The organism is Citrobacter sp. XT1-2-2 (genome assembly GCF_023516235.1).
Taxonomy (GTDB): Bacteria; Pseudomonadota; Gammaproteobacteria; order Enterobacterales; family Enterobacteriaceae; genus Citrobacter; species Citrobacter werkmanii.
In genome coordinates this window covers 3645861-3666641 of record NZ_CP097324.1, presented here as the reverse complement: position 1 = coordinate 3666641, position 20781 = coordinate 3645861, and the positions used below count along the sequence as shown (strand labels likewise).

General features: G+C 54.3%; 18 protein-coding genes and 1 other annotated feature. Of the genes, 10 read left to right on the top strand and 8 right to left on the bottom strand.

From position 1 onward, the window contains the following. Window positions 1–39: 39 nt before the first annotated feature. Together rsmS and priC are read right to left on the bottom strand one after the other, a co-directional pair. Window positions 40–207 (bottom strand): pleiotropic regulatory protein RsmS, encoded by a 168-nt coding sequence (gene rsmS / locus M4I31_RS17550; protein ID WP_085047623.1) that lies wholly within the window; start codon window positions 205–207, stop codon window positions 40–42. A gap of 14 nt (window positions 208–221) precedes the next feature. Next, window positions 222–749, bottom strand: coding sequence for a primosomal replication protein N'' (gene priC / locus M4I31_RS17545; protein ID WP_085047622.1), 528 nt, complete (start codon window positions 747–749; stop codon window positions 222–224). 69 nt (window positions 750–818) lie between these two features. On the opposite strand from priC, the gene M4I31_RS17540 reads away from it, so the two are divergent. From M4I31_RS17540 to hemH, 8 genes are all read left to right on the top strand, one after another. Beyond that, window positions 819–1196, top strand: coding sequence for a DUF454 family protein (locus M4I31_RS17540; RefSeq protein ID WP_038638360.1), 378 nt, complete (start codon window positions 819–821; stop codon window positions 1194–1196). Between the two features lie 194 nt (window positions 1197–1390). Beyond that, a complete protein-coding gene (gene apt / locus M4I31_RS17535) occupies window positions 1391–1942 on the top strand; it encodes an adenine phosphoribosyltransferase (protein ID WP_006685676.1) in 552 nt (183 codons plus the stop codon). A gap of 117 nt (window positions 1943–2059) precedes the next feature. Continuing rightward, window positions 2060–3988, top strand: coding sequence for a DNA polymerase III subunit gamma/tau (gene dnaX, locus M4I31_RS17530; protein WP_085047621.1), 1929 nt, complete (start codon window positions 2060–2062; stop codon window positions 3986–3988). Further along, window positions 3321–3385 (top strand) — a sequence feature (DnaX frameshifting element). Its footprint overlaps the gene before it by 65 nt. A gap of 57 nt (window positions 3989–4045) precedes the next feature. Beyond that, window positions 4046–4375 (top strand): YbaB/EbfC family nucleoid-associated protein, encoded by a 330-nt coding sequence (locus M4I31_RS17525; RefSeq protein WP_003021764.1) that lies wholly within the window; start codon window positions 4046–4048, stop codon window positions 4373–4375. After that, on the top strand, window positions 4375–4980 hold the full coding sequence (recR, locus tag M4I31_RS17520) for a recombination mediator RecR (protein WP_003021767.1): 606 nt from the start codon (window positions 4375–4377) through the stop codon (window positions 4978–4980). The genes M4I31_RS17525 and recR overlap by 1 nt, the downstream gene beginning before the upstream one ends. A 110-nt stretch (window positions 4981–5090) precedes the next feature. Beyond that, entirely contained in the window at window positions 5091–6965 is a 1875-nt protein-coding gene (gene htpG / locus M4I31_RS17515; protein WP_085047620.1) for a molecular chaperone HtpG, read from the top strand. 231 nt (window positions 6966–7196) lie between these two features. Continuing rightward, window positions 7197–7841 carry an adenylate kinase gene (gene adk / locus M4I31_RS17510; RefSeq protein WP_003021773.1) on the top strand — a complete coding sequence of 215 codons (645 nt, stop codon included), beginning with the start codon at window positions 7197–7199 and terminating at the stop codon, window positions 7839–7841. Between the two features lie 181 nt (window positions 7842–8022). Then, complete coding sequence (gene hemH / locus M4I31_RS17505) at window positions 8023–8985, top strand: ferrochelatase (RefSeq protein ID WP_085047619.1); 963 nt, start codon at window positions 8023–8025, stop codon at window positions 8983–8985. Here hemH and aes read toward each other — a convergent pair. Further along, on the bottom strand, window positions 8982–9941 hold the full coding sequence (gene aes, locus M4I31_RS17500) for an acetyl esterase (RefSeq protein ID WP_085047618.1): 960 nt from the start codon (window positions 9939–9941) through the stop codon (window positions 8982–8984). The genes hemH and aes overlap by 4 nt on opposite strands. A gap of 151 nt (window positions 9942–10092) precedes the next feature. Between aes and gsk the strand changes: the two genes are divergently transcribed. Beyond that, entirely contained in the window at window positions 10093–11397 is a 1305-nt protein-coding gene (gsk, locus tag M4I31_RS17495) for an inosine/guanosine kinase (protein ID WP_038638375.1), read from the top strand. Window positions 11398–11486: 89 nt separating this feature from the next. On the opposite strand, the gene ybaL is transcribed toward gsk, so the two are convergent. Both ybaL and M4I31_RS17485 read right to left on the bottom strand, forming a co-directional pair. Next, window positions 11487–13166, bottom strand: a complete 1680-nt coding sequence (gene ybaL / locus M4I31_RS17490; protein ID WP_042310032.1) for a YbaL family putative K(+) efflux transporter — start codon at window positions 13164–13166, stop codon at window positions 11487–11489. Between the two features lie 225 nt (window positions 13167–13391). Further along, window positions 13392–14612, bottom strand: coding sequence for an MFS transporter (locus M4I31_RS17485; protein ID WP_038638381.1), 1221 nt, complete (start codon window positions 14610–14612; stop codon window positions 13392–13394). Between the two features lie 174 nt (window positions 14613–14786). On the opposite strand from M4I31_RS17485, the gene ushA reads away from it, so the two are divergent. Further along, complete coding sequence (gene ushA, locus M4I31_RS17480) at window positions 14787–16439, top strand: bifunctional UDP-sugar hydrolase/5'-nucleotidase UshA (protein WP_038638383.1); 1653 nt, start codon at window positions 14787–14789, stop codon at window positions 16437–16439. A gap of 240 nt (window positions 16440–16679) precedes the next feature. Here ushA and ybaK read toward each other — a convergent pair whose 3' ends face one another. The 3 genes from ybaK to copA form a co-directional block, all read right to left on the bottom strand. Further along, window positions 16680–17159: a Cys-tRNA(Pro)/Cys-tRNA(Cys) deacylase YbaK gene (gene ybaK, locus M4I31_RS17475; RefSeq protein ID WP_003831056.1), complete on the bottom strand. Its 480-nt coding sequence runs from the start codon at window positions 17157–17159 to the stop codon at window positions 16680–16682. 202 nt (window positions 17160–17361) lie between these two features. Then, window positions 17362–18156, bottom strand: a complete 795-nt coding sequence (locus M4I31_RS17470; RefSeq protein WP_085047617.1) for a TraB/GumN family protein — start codon at window positions 18154–18156, stop codon at window positions 17362–17364. A 100-nt stretch (window positions 18157–18256) separates the two neighbouring features. Further along, window positions 18257–20758, bottom strand: coding sequence for a copper-exporting P-type ATPase CopA (gene copA / locus M4I31_RS17465; protein WP_069323977.1), 2502 nt, complete (start codon window positions 20756–20758; stop codon window positions 18257–18259). Window positions 20759–20781 lie beyond the last annotated feature (23 nt).

Sequence of the window (20781 nt, the reverse complement as noted above, 5' to 3'; positions counted from 1 at the left end):
CGACTCTGACACCGAAGCCAATGGCAGACCAGAGGGCAATCAATCAGTTTGCGAGGCGCTTTCCGCACTTTTAAGCTTATTTTCATAATCGCGCATAACGATCTCCAGCGCGCGTAGCACTGTGCGTGCTGGAAGCTGATTTTCTTCAAGTAAAACAATCAAATCGACGGCCAGTTTGACCTCGTCCGGGGCGTTCTCTAATGACATAAATTCTCCGGGTATTAACGGGTTAAACGCGCCAGCACGGCTTCTATTCTTGCCAGCGCATGGCGACAGCGCGTCAGTCGCGCTTCGAATGCTTCTACTTCACGATGCAATTTCTGTTGTTCTTCAAAACCCGTAGCCTGGGACAGGCGCTCCTTGCGTTCACGCGTCATTTCAACCAGCCGGCGTTCAAATTCCTGGTGTTGAACCCGCTTGCGCTGCCAACGCGCCAGGCCGGGAGAGGCGCAGTCCCACTCTCTGAGCGACCAACTGGTTGTTTCGCGTGAAATCGCCTCTAACTGTGAAGCAAGGTGTTCCGCAAGCCAGCTAATTTGGGGGAGTTGTTGCTGATCCACCGCGCGGCGTAGGGCCGTGAGATTATCTTCTGCTTCATCCAGACACGCCTGCAGCAACGTGCTGCGAGTATGAAACAGATGCCTGTCAAAGCGGGCGCTAAGCGTTGTATGATGCGCCAATGGGGCACAACGCTGGCGCAGGCGGTTAAGCTGGTTTTCGAGCGTCTGTAGCAGTATGACGGTTTTCACGACAACACTCCGATGAAAATGAGAACTGTTATGCTAAAGTAGCGATTCTCTGTGTTAAGTACTCATATTATGCAACGCATTATTCTAATCATCATTGGCTGGCTAGCGGTAGTATTAGGAACGCTGGGCGTGGTATTGCCGCTATTGCCCACGACGCCATTTATCCTGTTGGCTGCCTGGTGTTTTGCCCGCTCATCGCCGCGTTTTCACGATTGGCTGCTGTATCGTTCGTGGTTCGGCGGGTATCTGCGCCATTGGCAAAAACACCGCGCGATGCCGCCGGGCGCAAAGCCGCGCGCTATTTTGCTGATATTGATTACGTTTGGTATTTCACTGTGGCTGGTCAATATGATGTGGGTACGCGGCCTGCTGCTGGTTATTCTCGCCTGTTTACTGATTTTTATGTGGCGGATCCCGGTGATTGATGAAAAACAACAAAAGCAATAAAGCGCAATAATCGCTGTTGCAATTGTCGCTCACAGCCAGTAAATTCGACCGTTTTCGAGCACAGGCGCAGGTGGTCAAAGGTTAAGCAAATGTAACCCTGGCCCTTAATATAGACACAAAATCATTCAAGACACGTCGAGGATGAAGTGTATAGTGCGCCGTGAAGTAATACCGAATTAATCAGGCACAAACTTATGACCGCGACTGCACAGCAGCTTGAGTTTCTCAAAAATAGCATCAAAAGCATCCACGACTACCCGAAACCGGGCATTCTTTTTCGCGATGTCACCAGCTTACTGGAAGACCCGAAAGCCTACGCCCTCAGCATTGAATTGCTGGTTGAACGCTACAAAAATGCGGGTATCACTAAAGTGGTTGGCACCGAAGCGCGTGGCTTCCTGTTTGGCGCGCCGGTAGCATTGGGTCTGGGCGTCGGCTTTGTTCCGGTACGTAAACCCCGCAAGCTTCCGCGTGAAGTGATTGCCGAGAGCTATGAGCTGGAATACGGCACCGATCAGCTGGAAATCCACGTTGATGCCATCAAACCGGGCGATAAGGTACTGGTTGTGGACGACCTGCTGGCAACCGGCGGCACGATTGAAGCCACCGTGAAACTGATCCGCCGTCTGGGTGGCGAAGTGACCGATGCTGCTTTTATCATTAACCTGTTTGACCTGGGCGGCGAACAGCGCCTGGAAAAACAGGGGCTGACCTGTTATAGCCTGGTTCCGTTCCCGGGCCACTAAGTCGGCTATCTCATCTCGGCTGAAGAGATACCGAGACACACAACCTCGCCGTCGCTGCGAGGTTGTGTTAGCATTATCCTCCTGTGAATCCACCCTCCAGCCTTTCAGAGCCTGCCAATGAGTTATCAGGTCTTAGCCCGAAAATGGCGCCCACAAACCTTTGCTGACGTCGTCGGCCAGGAACATGTGCTGACGGCACTGGCGAACGGCTTGTCGTTAGGGCGTATTCATCATGCATATCTGTTTTCCGGCACCCGTGGCGTCGGGAAAACCTCTATCGCCCGTTTGCTGGCGAAGGGACTAAACTGTGAAACCGGTATTACCGCCACGCCGTGCGGCGTGTGCGATAACTGCCGTGAAATCGAGCAGGGGCGTTTTGTCGATCTGATTGAAATCGACGCCGCCTCACGCACCAAAGTCGAAGACACCCGCGACCTGCTGGATAACGTCCAGTACGCGCCTGCGCGCGGTCGCTTTAAGGTCTATTTGATCGACGAAGTGCACATGTTATCGCGCCACAGCTTTAACGCCTTGCTGAAAACGCTCGAAGAGCCGCCTGCACACGTTAAATTCCTGCTGGCGACCACCGATCCGCAGAAGTTACCGGTGACTATCCTGTCGCGCTGTCTGCAATTCCATCTTAAAGCGCTGGATGTTGAACAGATTCGCCATCAGCTTGAGCATATCCTCAAACAAGAGCATATCGCCCATGAGCCACGCGCGTTGCAACTGCTGGCTCGCGCCGCGGACGGCAGCCTGCGCGATGCGCTGAGTCTTACCGATCAAGCGATCGCCAGCGGCGATGGTCAGGTGTCGACCGACGCGGTGAGCACCATGCTCGGCACATTGGACGATGACCAGGCGCTCTCGCTTGTTGAAGCGGTTGTCGCGGCTGACGGCGAACGCGTTATGACGTTGGTGAACGACGCCGCCGCGCGGGGTATTGAATGGGAAGCGCTGCTGGTTGAGATGTCGGCTTTGCTGCATCGCATTGCTATGGTACAGCTTTCGCCCGCCGCGCTCGGCAGCGATATGGCCGCCATTGAACAGCGTATGCGCGAACTGGCGCGAATCGTTCCGCCAACTGACATACAGCTTTACTACCAAACCCTGTTAATCGGGCGCAAAGAACTGCCGTATGCGCCGGACAGGCGAATGGGCGTCGAAATGACGCTACTGCGTGCGCTGGCTTTTCATCCGCGCATGCCTCTGCCGGAGCCTGAAGTCCCGCGCCAGTCGTTTGCCCCCGTCGCGCCGACTGCGGTGATGACCCCGACGCAAGTACCTCAGCAGCCTGCGCCAGCGCAACAGCAACAGAATGTGCCGCTCTCCGAGGCCACCAGCCAGGTGCTGGCGGCGCGTAGCCAACTGCAACGCGCTCAGGGAGCAACCAAACCAAAAAAGAGTGAACCGGCAGCCGCTTCCCGCGCGCGGCCGGTGAATAATGCTGCGCTGGAAAGACTGGCCTCGGTGTCGGAGCGTGTTCAGGCGCGTCCGGCCGTCTCTGCGCTGGAAAAAGCGCCGGCGAAGAAGGAAGCGTATCGCTGGAAAACGACCAATCCCGTAGCCGAAGTCAAAGAAGCCATTGCCACGCCGAAAGCGTTGAAAAAAGCGCTTGAGCATGAAAAAACGCCGGAACTGGCGGCAAAACTGGCGGCAGAAGCCATTGAGCGCGACCCCTGGGCTGCTCAGGTGAGCCAGCTTTCGCTGCCTAAACTGGTGGAGCAGGTGGCGCTTAATGCCTGGAAAGAAGAGAATGGCAACGTGGTTTGCCTGCACCTGCGTTCCTCGCAACGGCATCTTAATTCCAGCGGCGCGCAGCAAAAACTGGCCGAAGCATTGAGTACCTTAACGGGGTCAACGGTTGAATTGACCATCGTTGAAGATGATAATCCTGCGGTGCGCACGCCGCTGGAGTGGCGTCAGGCCATTTATGAAGAGAAACTCGCGCAGGCGCGTGAGTCGATTATTGCGGATAATAACATTCAGACGCTGCGTCGTTTTTTCGATGCAGACCTGGACGAAGAGAGTATTCGCCCCATTTGATCGTCAGCCTGATGGTTGGACGGTCGTCATCCCTTAACGTGATTGAGAGAGAAGCCTATGTTTGGTAAAGGCGGTCTGGGTAACCTGATGAAACAGGCCCAGCAGATGCAGGAAAAAATGCAGCAGATGCAGGAAGAAGTCGCCAAGCTGGAAGTCACCGGCGAATCTGGCGCGGGTCTGGTAAAAGTGACCATCAACGGCGCGCACAACTGCCGTCGTGTGGAGATCGATCCAAGCCTGCTGGAAGACGACAAAGAGATGCTGGAAGACCTGGTCGCTGCGGCATTCAACGACGCGGCGCGTCGCATTGAAGAGACGCAGAAAGAGAAGATGGCTTCTGTTTCTTCCGGAATGCAGCTGCCGCCTGGCTTTAAGATGCCGTTCTGATGCAAACCAGCCCGCTGTTAACTCAGCTTATGGAAGCACTGCGCTGTCTGCCGGGCGTTGGCCCGAAGTCTGCGCAGCGCATGGCGTTCACGCTACTTCAGCGCGATCGCAGCGGCGGGATGCGTCTGGCGCAGGCGTTAACGAAGGCGATGTCGGAAATCGGCCACTGTGCCGATTGCCGCACCTTCACAGAGCAGGATGTCTGTAATATCTGTTCGAACCCGCGTCGCCAGGAAAACGGTCAGATCTGTGTGGTGGAGAGTCCGGCGGACATCTATGCCATTGAGCAAACCGGCCAATTTTCTGGACGTTACTTCGTGCTGATGGGGCACCTGTCACCGCTGGACGGTATTGGCCCTGATGATATCGGGCTGGATCGCCTTGAACAGCGACTGGCGTCTGAGCAAATCAACGAACTGATCCTCGCGACCAATCCCACGGTCGAAGGAGAGGCGACCGCTAACTATATTGCTGAGCTTTGCATGCAGTATGGCGTTGAAGCCAGCCGTATCGCCCATGGCGTACCGGTTGGCGGCGAGCTGGAAATGGTCGACGGCACCACGCTGTCGCACTCTCTGGCCGGGCGTCACAAGATTAAATTCTGAACAAACGGAGGCCGCGACGGCGGCTTCCGCTTGAAATCCTTCGCGCTTGTCCCCATTTCACCCTCAACGTGTTTTTACCATTGAAAATGGCATTGTTGAGGTAGATCTACATGAAAGGACAAGAAACTCGTGGTTTTCAGTCAGAAGTAAAACAGCTTCTGCACCTGATGATCCATTCTCTGTATTCCAATAAAGAAATCTTCCTGCGTGAGCTCATCTCTAACGCCTCGGATGCGGCAGACAAGCTGCGTTTCCGCGCACTGTCTAACCCGGACCTGTACGAGGGGGACGGTGAACTGCGTGTGCGTGTTTCCTTCGATAAAGATAAGCGTACGTTGACCATTGCTGATAACGGCGTGGGGATGAACCGTGATGACGTCATCGATCATCTGGGGACCATTGCGAAATCCGGCACCAAATCTTTCCTCGAATCCATGGGCTCCGATCAGGCGAAAGACAGCCAGTTGATCGGTCAGTTCGGGGTTGGCTTCTACTCGGCGTTTATCGTGGCCGATAAAGTGACCGTACGTACCCGCGCGGCGGGCGACAAACCTGAGAACGGCGTGTTCTGGGAATCTGCGGGCGAAGGTGAATACACCGTTGCCGACATCACCAAAGACGATCGCGGCACCGAAATCACTTTGCATCTGCGCGAAGGCGAAGACGAGTTCCTTGATGACTGGCGCGTACGTTCCATCATCAGCAAATATTCCGACCATATCGCGCTGCCGGTAGAGATCGAAAAATCCGAAGAGAAAGACGGCGAGACCGTGGTTTCCTGGGAAAAGATCAACAAGGCGCAGGCGCTGTGGACGCGTAACAAGTCGGAAATCAAAGACGACGAGTACAACGAATTCTACAAGCATATTGCCCACGACTTCACTGACCCGCTGACCTGGAGCCACAACCGTGTGGAAGGTAAGCAGGAGTACACCAGCCTGCTGTACATTCCGTCGCAGGCGCCGTGGGATATGTGGAACCGCGATCACAAGCATGGTCTGAAACTGTACGTTCAGCGTGTGTTCATCATGGACGACGCCGAGCAGTTTATGCCGAACTACCTGCGCTTTGTGCGCGGCCTGATAGATTCCAACGATCTACCGCTGAACGTTTCCCGTGAGATCCTGCAGGACAGCACCGTCACCCGTAACCTGCGCAGCGCGCTGACCAAACGCGTGTTGCAGATGCTGGAAAAACTGGCGAAAGATGATGCCGAAAAATACCAGACCTTCTGGAAACAGTTCGGCCTGGTGCTGAAAGAAGGTCCGGCGGAAGACCACGCTAATCAGGAAACTATCGCTAAGCTGATGCGCTTCGCGTCTACGCACACAGACTCCTCCGCACAGACCGTGTCGCTGGAAGACTATATCTCCCGCATGAAAGAAGGGCAGGAGAAAATCTACTACATCACTGCAGACAGCTATGCGGCGGCGAAGAGCAGCCCGCACCTGGAACTGCTGCGTAAGAAAGGCATTGAAGTGCTGCTGCTTTCTGACCGCATCGATGAGTGGATGATGAACTACCTGACCGAGTTCGACGGCAAGCCGTTCCAGTCCGTTGCGAAAGCCGACGAGTCCATCGATAAGCTGGCGGATGAAGTGGACGAGAGCGCGAAAGAAGCGGAAAAAGCGCTGACGCCGTTCGTTGAACGCGTGAAAACGCTGCTGGGCGATCGCGTCAAAGAAGTGCGTCTGACTCACCGTCTGACCGACACGCCGGCCATCGTCACCACCGATGCGGATGAAATGAGCACCCAGATGGCGAAACTGTTCGCTGCTGCGGGTCAGGCCGTACCGGACGTGAAATATATCTTTGAACTTAACCCGGACCACGTGCTGGTAAAACGCACGGCGGATACCCAGGACGAAACGCAGTTTAAAGAGTGGATTGAACTGCTGCTGGATCAGGCTCTGTTCGCCGAACGCGGCACGCTGGAAGATCCGAACCAGTTCATCCGCCGTATGAACCAGTTGCTGGTATCCTGATAGCCATCATCTAATGCCGGATGGCGCTAACGCGTATCCGGCCTACCATATCTTTTACTCGTAGGCCGGATAAGGTGTGTACACCGCCATCCGGTAATTTCACTCCTTATTTTCAATTTTCCCTCCATTAACCGTTTCAGCGTCGGGCGTCTTCCTTGAGCCAATTGCGTGATGGTGGTATCGTTTAGCGCTTTTTAAAAAATATCGACAACCTTTAAGGGGATTTTCGTAATGCGTATCATTCTGCTTGGCGCTCCGGGCGCGGGTAAAGGAACTCAGGCTCAGTTCATCATGGAGAAGTATGGTATTCCGCAAATCTCCACCGGTGATATGCTGCGTGCCGCCGTGAAATCTGGCTCCGAGCTGGGCAAACAAGCGAAAGACATCATGGACGCCGGTAAGCTGGTGACTGATGAGCTGGTGATTGCGCTGGTAAAAGAGCGTATTGCTCAGGAAGACTGCCGTAATGGTTTCCTGCTCGATGGCTTCCCGCGTACTATTCCGCAGGCTGACGCCATGAAAGAAGCAGGTATCAACGTGGACTACGTTCTGGAGTTCGACGTACCTGACGAGCTGATCGTTGACCGTATCGTGGGGCGTCGCGTACATGCTGCTTCTGGCCGCGTTTACCACATCAAATTCAACCCGCCTAAGGTTGAAGGTAAAGACGACGTAACCGGCGAAGAGCTGACCACCCGTAAAGACGATCAGGAAGAGACCGTACGTAAGCGCCTGGTGGAATACCATCAGATGACCGCGCCGCTGATCGGCTACTACTCTAAAGAAGCGCAGGCGGGTAACACCAAATACGCGAAAGTTGATGGCACTCAGGCTGTTGCTGACGTGCGCGCAGCGCTGGAAAAAATCCTCGGTTAAGTTTTAGCGCAGTCAATGCCGGATGGCGGTGTAAACACCTTATCCGGCCTATGATTTTTTTGTAGGCCAGATAAGCGCAGCGCCATCAGGCAAATTCACGTCTTACCTCTCGCAGCAATTAGTTCTTCTTCATCACTTTTCCGCTACAATTATCAACAATTTGAATCGATAAGAGGCGGTAATGCGTCAGACGAAAACCGGTATCCTGCTGGCAAACCTCGGCACCCCCGATGCCCCCACTCCTGAAGCTGTTAAACGCTACCTGCGCCAGTTTTTAAGCGATCAACGTGTAGTTGATACTTCCCGCCTGCTGTGGTGGCCGTTGCTGCGTGGGGTGATCCTGCCGCTGCGTGCGCCACGCGTGGCAAAGCTATACCAGTCAATCTGGATGGAAGAGGGTTCGCCGCTGATGGTCTACAGCAAGGCACAACAGCAGGCGCTGGCACAACGCCTGCCCAATACGCCTGTTGCGTTGGGCATGAGCTACGGCTCGCCTTCGCTTGAAAGCGCAGTCGACGAACTGCTGGCAAGTGGCGTTGAACACATTGTCGTGTTACCCCTGTATCCGCAATATTCCTGTTCGACGGTGGCGGCGGTGTGGGATGAACTCGCGCGCATCCTGGCGCGTAAACGCGGTATTCCCGGTATCTCCTTTATTCGTGATTACGCCGATGACAGCGCTTATATTGACGCGCTGGCAAAAAGTGCCCGTGACTCCTTCGCCAAACACGGCGAACCCGATTTACTGCTGCTCTCCTACCATGGGATTCCACAACGTTACGCCGACGAAGGCGATGACTACCCGCAGCGCTGTCGCGATACGACCCGTGAGCTGGTCTCTGCGCTTGGCCTGCCGCCGGAAAAAGTGATGATGACCTTCCAGTCGCGTTTTGGTCGCGAACCGTGGCTAACGCCGTATACCGACGAAACGTTAAAAATGCTGGCGGAGAAAGGGACCCGACATATCCAGGTTATGTGTCCGGGCTTTGCGGCAGATTGCCTTGAAACGCTGGAAGAGATCGCGGTGCAAAACCGGGAGATTTTCCTCGAGGCTGGCGGCCAGCAATATGAGTATATTCCGGCGCTGAACGCCACACCGGAACATATCGAAATGATGGTTAAACTGACCGCAGCCTATCGTTAAAGTTGTGCTTTGAAGTAACGCGCGCCCTCCCGCAAGGCATCGTCGGCGGTTTTCATCATCCGCGAGTAGTGCAGGAAGGCGTGCAGCGTGCCGGGGTACATTTTGTACTGGCAGGGCTGCTGATGTGCCTGTAGCGTCTGAAATAATAAGCGGCTGTCGTCAATCAACGGATCGAACTCCGCGCCGGCGATAAAACACGGTGGCACGTCGCGCGTCAGGTCGTTATTGAATAAGCAATAATACGGTGACTCGCGATCGTCGGCGCTACGCAGGTACGCGTTTTCGTACATCTGCAGATCCTCCCGCGATAAACCATCCCACGCTCCGCCCATCAGCCGTCGGCTGGGCGAATCCTGCAGGCCGTAAAGTCCATACCACAGCAATATGCCAGCGACTTTGCCGCAGGCAATCTGTTTGTCCCGCAGCCACAACGCGCTGGCAAGCGCCAGCATCGCGCCAGCGGAATCACCGGCAAAACCAATATGATCCACATTCAGAGAATAGTCGCCCGCGTGTTGGTGATAATACTGACAGACGGCGACAATCTCCTCGATGGCTTGTGGGAAACGAGCCTCCGGCGAGAGAGAATAGTCGATGCCAATTAACGTGCACTGCGTGTAAAGCGCCAGTAAGCGCATAATGCGATCGTGAGTATCCAGATTACCAAGAATGAAACCGCCGCCGTGCAGATAATACAGCGTGGCCTGGCTATGGGGTTGCGGAGAATAAATTCGCGTGGCAACGGGGCCGCGCGCGGTAGAAATGACGCATTCTCGGGTATTCATCTGCGGGGCATCGGCATTCCACAATTGCCGTTCGTGGATATAGTGTTGGCGCTGGGCCACGATGTCATCGGCGGCGGGCCAGGGCGGCAGATCGTCGCGATGAAAATTCACCACGGTTTTCATTTCGTCTGAAATTCCGTCGAGTACGGGGATCTTATTTTCCGGCTTCATAAACGCTCCTTGTGAAGGTGATTTATTGTAGAAATTCCCCCCGTATAAACTGCGATCCCATCGTCCGATATTGAAACTCAGCGCCGCATCGCATGCGTACAGGGGAATGTGCTACCATGCACCGCTCAGCTAATCACCCGTAAAATCGACCATGAAATTTCCCGGTAAACGTAAATCCAAACACTATTTTCCTGTCAGCGCGCGCGATCCGTTGCTGCAACAGATTCAGCCTGAAAATGAAACCAGCGCAGCCTGGGTGGTGGGTATCGACCAGACGCTGGTAGATATTGAAGCCAAAGTTAATGATGACTTTGTAAAGCGTTATGGATTAAGCGCCGGGCACTCTCTGGTGATTACAGACGATGTCGCCGAAGCGCTCTACCAGGAACTGGTACGTGACAATTTGATCACTCATCAGTTTGCCGGTGGAACTATCGGTAACACGATGCACAACTACTCCGTGCTGGCAGATGACCGCTCGGTGCTGTTGGGCGTGATGTGCAGCAATATCGAGATTGGTAGCTACGCGTACCGTTATTTATGTAATACCTCCAGCCGTACCGATCTGAACTATCTGCAGGGCGTTAATGGACCGATTGGTCGCTGCTTTACGCTGATTGGCGAATCCGGTGAGCGCACGTTCGCTATCAGCCCCGGACATATGAATAAGCTGCGGGCGGATAGCATCCCTGAGGCGGTTATTGCCGGGGCCTCCGCGCTGGTGCTGACCTCCTATCTGGTGCGTTGCGAACCGGGCGAGCCGATGCCGGAAGCGACCATGAAGGCGATTGAATATGCCAAAAAACACAATGTGCCGGTGGTCCTGACGCTGGGTACCAAATTTGTTATTGCCGATAACCCACAGTGGTGGCAGGCATTCCTGAAAGAGCATGTCTCCATTCTGGCGATGAATGAAGAAGAGGCCGAAGCACTGACCGGCGAGAACGATCCGCTGCTGGCGTCCGACAAAGCGCTGGATTGGGTGGATCTGGTGCTGTGCACTGCGGGTCCGGCAGGTCTGTATATGGCGGGCTTTACGGAAGAAGAAGCCAAACGTAAAACCCAGCATCCGCTGCTGCCAGGGGCTATTGCCGAATTCAACCAGTATGAATTCAGCCGCGCCATGCGCCATAAAGATTGTACTAATCCGCTGCGCGTGTATTCGCACATCGCACCGTATATGGGCGGGCCTGAAAAGATCATGAACACCAACGGCGCTGGCGACGGCGCGCTGGCGGCATTGCTGCATGATATTACCGCCAACAGCTACCACCGTAGCAACGTGCCTAACTCCAGCAAGCACAAGTTCACCTGGCTGACCTATTCGTCATTAGCCCAGGTGTGTAAATATGCTAATCGCGTAAGTTATCAGGTGCTGAATCAACATTCACCACGCCTGACGCGCGGTTTGCCAGAGCGTGAAGACAGTCTCGAAGAGTCGTACTGGGACCGCTGAGTTCTTGCCCGATAGCGCTGCGCTTATCGGGCTTACTCTGGTGTGGGAATACGTAGGCCGGATGGTGTAGCGCCATCCGGCACGTAATATTAACTGGCAGTAGCAACGTCGCCGGCAGGTGGCGTTTCAATCAGCTCCAGCATAGTGCGGGCGATTTCACGCTCGCCCATGACGACCTGATTGGCCCCGCGGTCGGTAATATATTCCACTTCATCGTCATAATGCGCGCGGGCGATAATCTCAATCGACGGGCACTTTTCGCGAGCGGAAGCGACGATTTCACCGGCTTCATAGCCGTTTGGAATTGTCAGCAGCAGCCAGCGCGCGCAATCCAGATGCGCCAGATTCATTATCTCTTCGTTGGCGGCATTTCCCAGCACCGCGCGGATCCCGCGCTCACGCAGTTCATCCACCCGCGTACGTGAGGTTTCGATAACCACCAGCGGAATCCCGGCAGCCATCAATTTTTCGCCCAGCAGACTCCCGACGCGGCCAAAGCCTACCAGCAGGGCGTGATTGCAGATATCCACCGGAATTTGTTTCTCTTCTTCGATGGCTTCTTCCAGCGTCTGCTCTTCCAGCGTTTCGGTTTTCGCGAGATATTTTTCTAACACCGCGAACAGTACCGGATTGAGCATAATCGACAGAATAGCTCCCGCCAGCACCAGGTTTTGCCCTGCCTGCGGTAACAGGTTTAGCGCCATTCCCAGACCCGCCAGGATGAAGGCAAATTCACCAATCTGCGCCAGGCTGGTGGCAATGGTGAGCGCTGTACGTTGGGAGTGGCCAAACAGGCGCACGAGGAAATAAGCGGCAACGGATTTACCAAAGACGATAATCGCCAGCGTACCCAGTACCGCCAGCGGTTGCTGGATCAAGATTAACGGATCAAACAGCATACCAACGGATACAAAGAACAATACGGCGAACGCATCGCGCAACGGCAGGGTGTCATGTGCCGCACGGTGGCTCAGTTCGGATTCGTTCAGCACCATGCCAGCGAAGAACGCGCCCAGAGCAAAGGAGACATCGAACAATTCCACTGCGCCAAACGCGATACCTAATGCCAGGGCAAGGACTGACAGAGTAAACAGCTCTCGTGAACCGGTGGCGGCGCTACGCGCCATGATCCACGGTACCAGGCGACGGCCAACCAGCATCATAATGGCGATAAACGCCACCACTTTACCAATGGTAATGCCCATATCGACGGCCAGCGATGCAAAGCCGACATCTTCTTTTTCCAGCATTCCGGCGACGGCGGGCAGAAGAACCAGCGTCAGCACCATCATCAGATCTTCAACAATCAGCCAGCCTATAGCAATTTGCCCGCGCTGGCTGTCAATAAGCTGCCGTTCCTCAAGCGCACGCAGTAGCACTACGGTACTGGCGGTTGAAAGACACAGTCCAAAGACGATACCCACCATTAGCGACCAGCCCATCACCGCTGAAAGCGCCATACCCAGTAGCGTCGCCACAGCTATCTGGGCAATCGCGCCGGGAATGGCGATGGACTTTACCGCCATCAAATCCTTCAAGGAAAAGTGTAGCCCCACGCCGAACATCAGCAGAATTACGCCAAGCTCCGCCAGTTCAGGCGCGAGTTTGGTATCAGCAACAAAACCAGGTGTAAATGGACCGGCCAGAACGCCCGCTAACAGATATCCCACCAGAGGAGAAATACGTAGTTTATTGGCAATCATGCCTAATATAAAAGCGAGCACAAGGCCGCCGACAATGGTGGTGATAAGCGGGGTGGCGTGATGCATTCCGTCTCCTTTGGTTGCTGTGTTGATCCTGAAAACCTAAATTCCGAGTAATAGTTTATGACAATTTTAATGTTTATGTTTATGAATAATTATTGAATTTTGATGAAAACGGGATTTTAGACGTAAAAAAGCACGGATCGGAAAACTACAGGGGTATGCGGGGAGTAAAGGCTGATGGTCTCTGTAAGTGAAGACGGCCAAAGTTTACTTTTGGCCGTCAGAAAATCAGGCTTTATGTCGGTTATCAGGTAAGAATATGGTCAGTATCCCCAGAAGTGGCAGGAAAGCACATATTTTATAGACCAAATCAATACTGGTATGGTCAGCAATCAGCCCTAAAACCGCTGCTCCCAAGCCGCCCATGCCAAAGGCAAACCCGAAAAATAGCCCAGAAACCATGCCGATACGACCCGGAAGCAGCTCCTGCGCGTAGACCAGAATGGCAGAAAAGGCAGATGCGAGGATAAAACCAATGATCACGGTTAAAATCCCGGTCCATTCCAGCGTTGCATAGGGTAAAACGAGGGTAAATGGCGCTACGCCGAGGATAGAGCCCCAAATAACATATTTTCTGCCAATCTTATCACCTAACGGTCCACCAATTACGGTCCCGGCTGCAACGGCAAACAGGAAGGCAAACAGATGAAACTGGGCGTTTTGTACCGATAATCCGAATTTTTGCATCAGATAAAAGGTGTAATAGCTGCTGATGCTCGCCATATAGAAGTATTTGGAGAAAATCAGCACCAGCAGAATGCTAACCGCCAGTACCACTTTATTACGCGGTAATGGATTAACAACAGTGACTTTCGGTTTTCCTTTGCTCATCCGATGCTGCGCGGCATACCAACGGCTGATTTGCGCCAGAACCACAATCGCTAATAACGCGGCCAACACAAACCAGGCTACATTACCTTTACCATATGGCGCGATGATGACAGCCGCCAGCAAGGGCCCGAGAGAGCTACCGAAGTTGCCGCCAACCTGGAAAATTGACTGGGCGAGGCCATGACGACCGCCGGAAGCCATTCGCGCCACGCGGGATGACTCCGGGTGAAACACCGATGATCCCGTACCGACCAGCGCCGCGGCGAGTAATACCATATGGAAACTGCCTGCCATGGCCAGCAATACGAGCCCGCTTAGCGTGAAGCACATACCAATAGGCAGCGACCACGGCATTGGATATTTGTCCGTCCAGTAGCCGACAACCGGCTGAAGCAGCGAGGAGGCGAGCTGGAAGGTTAGCGTAATCATCCCGATCTGCATAAACGTCAGCGAGAACTCTGACTGCAAGAGCGGGTAAATCGCCAGGATCAGCGACTGGATCATATCGTTTAGCAGATGAGAGAGACTGATCGCCCCTAAAATGCCAAATGAGGTGCGTGCTTTAGCAACCGACGCTGACGCGCCAGCCACTGGCGGGGTTGGTTCACTTATTGCCATAGAAAGTCACTTCTGTTTGGGTTGCGATTATGAGGGTAATCTATTTTGTTATTATTACCTGCCTAACATACCTGCGGAAGGTGTTTGAAGGAAGTCTCATTTCTGAAAACATTTTCGACTATTATTTCATATCATTGTAATTTCAGTCGTTGATTTTGGCTCAGGGAGAGAAATATGAAGTTTTTAAAGCGGGGCGTGGCGCTGGCGTTATTCGCCGCATTTGCGCTGGCAGGTCAGCCTGCGCAGGCGTACGAAAAAGATAAAACCTACAAAATTACCATTCTGCATACCAACGATCATCACGGCCACTTCTGGCGCAGTGAATATGGGGAATACGGGCTGGCGGCGCAAAAAACGCTGGTGGACGGTATTCGTAAAGAGGTGGCGGAAGAAGGGGGAAGCCTGCTGCTGCTTTCCGGCGGCGATATTAACACCGGCGTACCGGAATCCGATCTTCAGGATGCGGAACCTGATTTTCGCGGCATGAACCTGATTGGCTATGACGCGATGGCGGTTGGCAATCACGAATTTGATAACCCGCTAACCGTGCTGCGCCAGCAGGAAAAATGGTCCAAATTCCCGTTTCTCTCGGCCAATATCTATCAGAAAAGCACCGGCGAGCGGTTGTTTAAGCCGTGGGCCATCTTTAAGCGTCAGGATTTAAAAATTGCCGTACTCGGTTTAACCACTGACGATACGGCGAAAATTGGTAACCCGGAGTTTTTCACCGATATCGAATTCCGTAAACCTGCCGATGAAGCCAAACTGGTCATCCAGGAACTCAATATGGGTGAAAAGCCAGACATTATTATTGCGACCACCCATATGGGGCATTATGACAACGGCAATCACGGCTCGAACGCCCCTGGGGACGTAGAGATGGCGCGTAGCCTGCCGGCGGGTTCGCTGGCAATGATTGTGGGTGGTCACTCACAGGATCCGGTGTGTATGGCCTCGGAAAACAAGAAGCAGGTTGATTACGTACCGGGCACGCCGTGTGCGCCAGATAAGCAAAATGGCATCTGGATTGTGCAAGCGCATGAGTGGGGGAAATACGTGGGCCGGGCGGATTTTGAGTTTCGTAACGGCGAAATGAAAATGGTGAACTACCAGCTCATCCCCGTCAACCTGAAGAAAAAAGTGACCTGGGATAACGGTAAAAGTGAGCGCGTACTCTACACCCCGGAAATTGCTGAGAATCAGCAAATGCTCTCGCTGCTGACGCCATTCCAGAATAAAGGTAAAGCGCAACTGGACGTGAAGATTGGTAGCGTCAATGCGCGCCTCGAAGGTGACCGTAGCAAAGTTCGTTTCGTACAGACCAATATGGGGCACCTGCTGTTGGCTGCGCAGATGGCGCGGACCAGCGCTGACTTTGGCGTGATGAGCGGTGGCGGTATTCGTGATTCCATTGAAGGCGGCGATATTACCTATAAGAGCGTGCTGAAGGTGCAGCCGTTCGGCAATATTGTGGTGTATGCCGACATGAGCGGGAAAGAGGTGATTGACTACCTGACCGCCGTGGCGCAAATGAAGCCGGACTCCGGGGCTTATCCGCAGTTTGCCAACGTCAGTTTCGTGGCGAAAGACGGTAAACTTAACGATCTGAAAATCAAAGGCGAACCGGTTGACCCGGCTAAAACTTATCGCATGGCAACGCTGAGCTTCAACGCCACCGGCGGCGATGGCTATCCGCGAATTGATAACAAGCCAGGCTATGTGAATACCGGGTTTATCGATGCGGAAGTGCTGAAAGAGTACGTGCAGAAAAACTCACCGCTGGATGCCAGTGCGTATGAGCCGAAGGGCGAGGTGAGCTGGCAGTAACAGGGCTATTTTGTTCGCCATTTTGAACGCGGGCAGTGCTCGGACAAAACTCACAGAGTTTTGAACGCCCATCAGGGCGGCCCGGAGGGGGAGCGTAGCGAATAATCCTCACGTACTACATGTACGCTCCGGTTCCTGCGCGCTGGTCGCGTCCAAACTGCCTTCACCAATAACGCCCTGTAGAGTATTCGTATGTCGGCCTGATTTGCGTAGCGTCATCGGGCACCATGCTAAAACCGCTTAATCCCGGCGGGCGATGTCGGCGAACTTCGCATCCAGAATTTTCGCCAGATCGCCGGCAGCGAGTTCGATATCCAGCCCGCGTTTGCCACCGGAGACATAAATGGTGTCAAACGTTTGGGCTGGGGCGTCGATGAGTGTCGGCAATCTTTTTTTCTGTCCCAGCGGGCTGATACCGCCTACCAGATACCCCGTTGTTCGCTGCGCAACCATTGGATCGGCCATATCGACCTTTTTGGCCCCTAACGCTTTGGCGACTTTTTTAAGATCCAATTGACCCGCCACCGGCGTGACGGCAACGGCCAGATGCTTCATATCGCCATTTACGGCAACCAGCAGCGTTTTGTAAACCTGGTCTGCATTCAGACCTAACTTGCGTACTACTTCGTCACCAAAGTTTGTTTCGGACGGATCGTGATCGTAGGTGTGGATCTGGAAAGAAATTTTGTTTTTTTCGAGTAATTTAACGGCGGGTGTCATAGCAATTTTTCCTGGCCCAGACAAAATACGAGACAAGCATACGCCTGATGGCGGTCTAAAAAATAGTACCATCTTGCGCAATAGTATTGGCAGGATGATGACTTTGAGCGACAATCGACCTACACCGATGCTTTAAGCACCGGGATCATAATAATGATGAAATTCCTCTTTGACGGGCCAATAGAAATATTGGCCATTTTTTTTACCGTAACATCTCCGGCAAATTACCTTCTCCGTACAGATGCAGTGCGCCTACGGCCACCACATAATGGCCGGCTGGCATCGCCCTGAGTCGATCGCGCCAGGCGACATTGCGCTGATGCATCAATACGTCATATAACGACTGGCTGAAAGTATTAGGAAGCGTCAATTCGCTATCGCGCGGCGGCGTTTTAAGCCACCAGCCCATCATTTGTTGCAACAACCTGGCGTTGGTATGCCAGTGCGTCAGGGTATCATCCAGAAGAGCCTGGCCATTATCGGGTAACTGGCATAGCAGCTCGATTTGACTGGATGAACCTTCCAGCTCGATCACCGGTTTGTGAGCCTGTTTTGCCGCTTTCAGCAGTTGGTAATCAATCCCGTATTCCGCCCGCAACCCCAGCTGTTGTGCCTGCGTCGCCTGTAATACCATGGCTATTTGCCACAGAGGTTGCGTCGATAATAGGGAAGGGGAAATGCCCAATTCATTGGTGACTTTACGCAGATTATCTAATTGCTCTTCACTGATGCGTTCTTCCAGGGCGGCAAAGGTCGGAAGATCAGCAAATGGCGCGTCATCGCCGGAAACATCGGCTTCGACAATCAGCGCATCAGCACGATTGAGCTTTTTGAGTAATTTGGCAGGCAGAGGCGCCATATCACGGCTACCCATGTGAATACTGCCAATCAGATGAAAATGGCGGTTACCGGGTAAAGAGATGTCAATGGCGGGCCAGGTATAGTGGTTGCCGTGCAGTGCAGACCATAATTTTTTTACCCGGTATAACAAATCCATACGACCTCCCTAAGTGGACTTCCATGCTAGCGCGTGGTCCGGGAAGGTGCAACGCGTGAATTGCCGGATAGCGCGGTTGATAGCGCCATCCGGCAAAGGCTTACTCTTTCGGTTTGAAGCGTAGCAGACGGTTAGCGTTGCTTACCACGGTAATGGAGGAGAGTGCCATCGCTGCGCCGGCAACCACCGGGTTGAGCAGCGTTCCGGTGAACGGCCACAAGATCCCGGCAGCAACGGGGATACCGATGCTATTATAGATAAACGCGCCGAGCAGGTTCTGCTTCATGTTGCGCAGCGTTGCCCGTGAGATAGACAGCGCATCCGCAACGCCCATCAGGCTATGACGCATCAGCGTAATCGCGGCGGTTTCAATCGCCACATCGCTGCCGCCACCCATGGCAATCCCTACATCGGCCTGCGCCAGCGCAGGCGCATCGTTGATACCGTCACCGACCATGGCAACCTGACGTCCCTGACTTTGCAGACGCTTAATCGCCTCGGCTTTGCCGTCCGGCAGAACGCCCGCAATCACTTCATCAATACCTGCCTCTTTGGCAATGGCGTTGGCGGTCGTTGGGTTATCACCGGTGAGCATCACCAGACGATACCCGGCGCGGTGCAGGCGCTGGAGCGCCGCCACGCTGTCGCTACGCAGTGGATCGCGCACCGCTAACAGCGCCGCCGCTTTACCGTCAATCGCCAGCAGTACCGGCGTTGTCCCTTGGGAGGCTTGAGCGGTAATCTCAGCTTCCATTTCAGTGGTATCTACCTGCTGTTCATTGAGCAGCGCCTGGTTTCCCAGCAGCAGCATGTGACCTTCCGTTTCGCCACTGACGCCCAAACCGCGCAGCGTACGGAACCCGTTGACCTGCGGCAACGTGACATCACCGGCTTTGTCCAGAATCGCTCTGGCCAGCGGGTGACTGGAACCCTGTTCAAGGGCCGCAGCCAGGCGAATCGCCAGCGCTTCATCGGTATTGCCAAACGTTTTGATGGCGACAACCTGTGGCTTACCTTCAGTCAGCGTCCCGGTTTTATCAAACACAATGGTATCGAGCGTACTGGCGCGCTGCAGCGCATCGGCATCGCGTACCAGGACCCCAAACTCAGCGGCGCGCCCAACACCGGAAATAATCGACATTGGCGTCGCCAGGCCCAGTGCACAAGGGCAGGCAATAATCAGAACGGTGGTGGCAATCACCAGCGTATAGACAATTTGTGGCGCCGGTCCGAAGAAATACCAGATAGCTGCGCTAACCAGCGCAATAACGACCACCACAGGAACGAATACCGAGGAGATGCGGTCAGCCAGTTTGCCAATCTCCGGTTTACTGCTTTGCGCCTGGCGCACCATGCGAATAATGCGCGACAGCGTGGTATGGCTGCCTACGGCGCTGGCGCGGAATAGCACGCTGCCGTCCTGTACGACCGTACCGGCGTGGACGCTATCGCCTTCGCCTTTTTGTTGCGGGATCGGCTCCCCGGTCAGCATGGCTTCATCCAGCCAGGCTTCGCCCTGAGTGATTTCGCCATCGACCGGAACGCGGTCGCCGGTGGTCAGGCGCAGCAACATTCCCGCCTGAACGTCAGCCAGCGGCACACTCTTTTCACCTTCATCGGTGACGACGCGTGCGGTTGGCGGTGTCAGATCGAGCAGTTTTTCCAGCGCTTTGGAGGAGCGTTGGCGAGCCCGCGCTTCCAGCATATGTCCGAGGTTAATCAGACCGATAATCATCGCACTGGCTTCATAATAAAGGTGTCGCGCTTCCATCGGAAACCACTGCGGCCAGAGGTTGACGCTCATGGAATAGAGCCATGCCACCCCCGTACCCAGCGCCACCAGCGTATCCATGGTCGCGGTGCCATTCATCAGGCTTTTCCACGCATTGCGGTAAAAGTGACCGCCAGCGAAAACCATCACGGCAAGCGTTGCCAGACCAATCGCCAGCCACAGGCTGCGGTTGTCGTCACTCACCATCATGTTATCGCCAATCATTCCCCACACCATGACCGGAATACCCAGCAGCAGCGCGACGGCTGCCTGCCAGCGAAAACGTTTCATGGTCGCAACGGCGGTTTCCTGCTGGCGCTCGCGGCGCTTCGCGTCATCTTCTATAGCTTCAGCGCCGTAGCCCGCTTTTTCCACCGCCTGCACTAAATCTGCGGCGGACGCACTGCCCATTACCAGCGCAGTACGTTCCGCCAGGTTTACCCGTGCCTGGGTGACGCCGGGTACGCTTTGCAGAGCATTTTGTACGCGGGTCACACAACTGGCGCAGCTCATGCCGTTTAACAGCAACTGTTGGCTGTCATCATCAGCCGTAGCTGCCGGAAGCTCGGAAGGGACCGCTGCCAGTGCTTCCGACGGGATTGATGACTCCGTCAGCGGTTTAGCCTTTGGGTGGCTTAACTCCGCGCCGTAACCGGCTTGTTTGATGGTTTCAATCAGCGCTTGTGCACTGGCGCTCCCGGTGATGTGCGCTTCAGTCACAGTGACATCCGCTTGCTCAACGTCCGGGCGTTGCTCCAGACTCTCTTTAACGCGTTTTACGCAGTGACCGCAGGACAGGCCGTCCAGGGTTAGATCGATTGTTTGAGACATAACTAATTTCCTCTATGAATGGT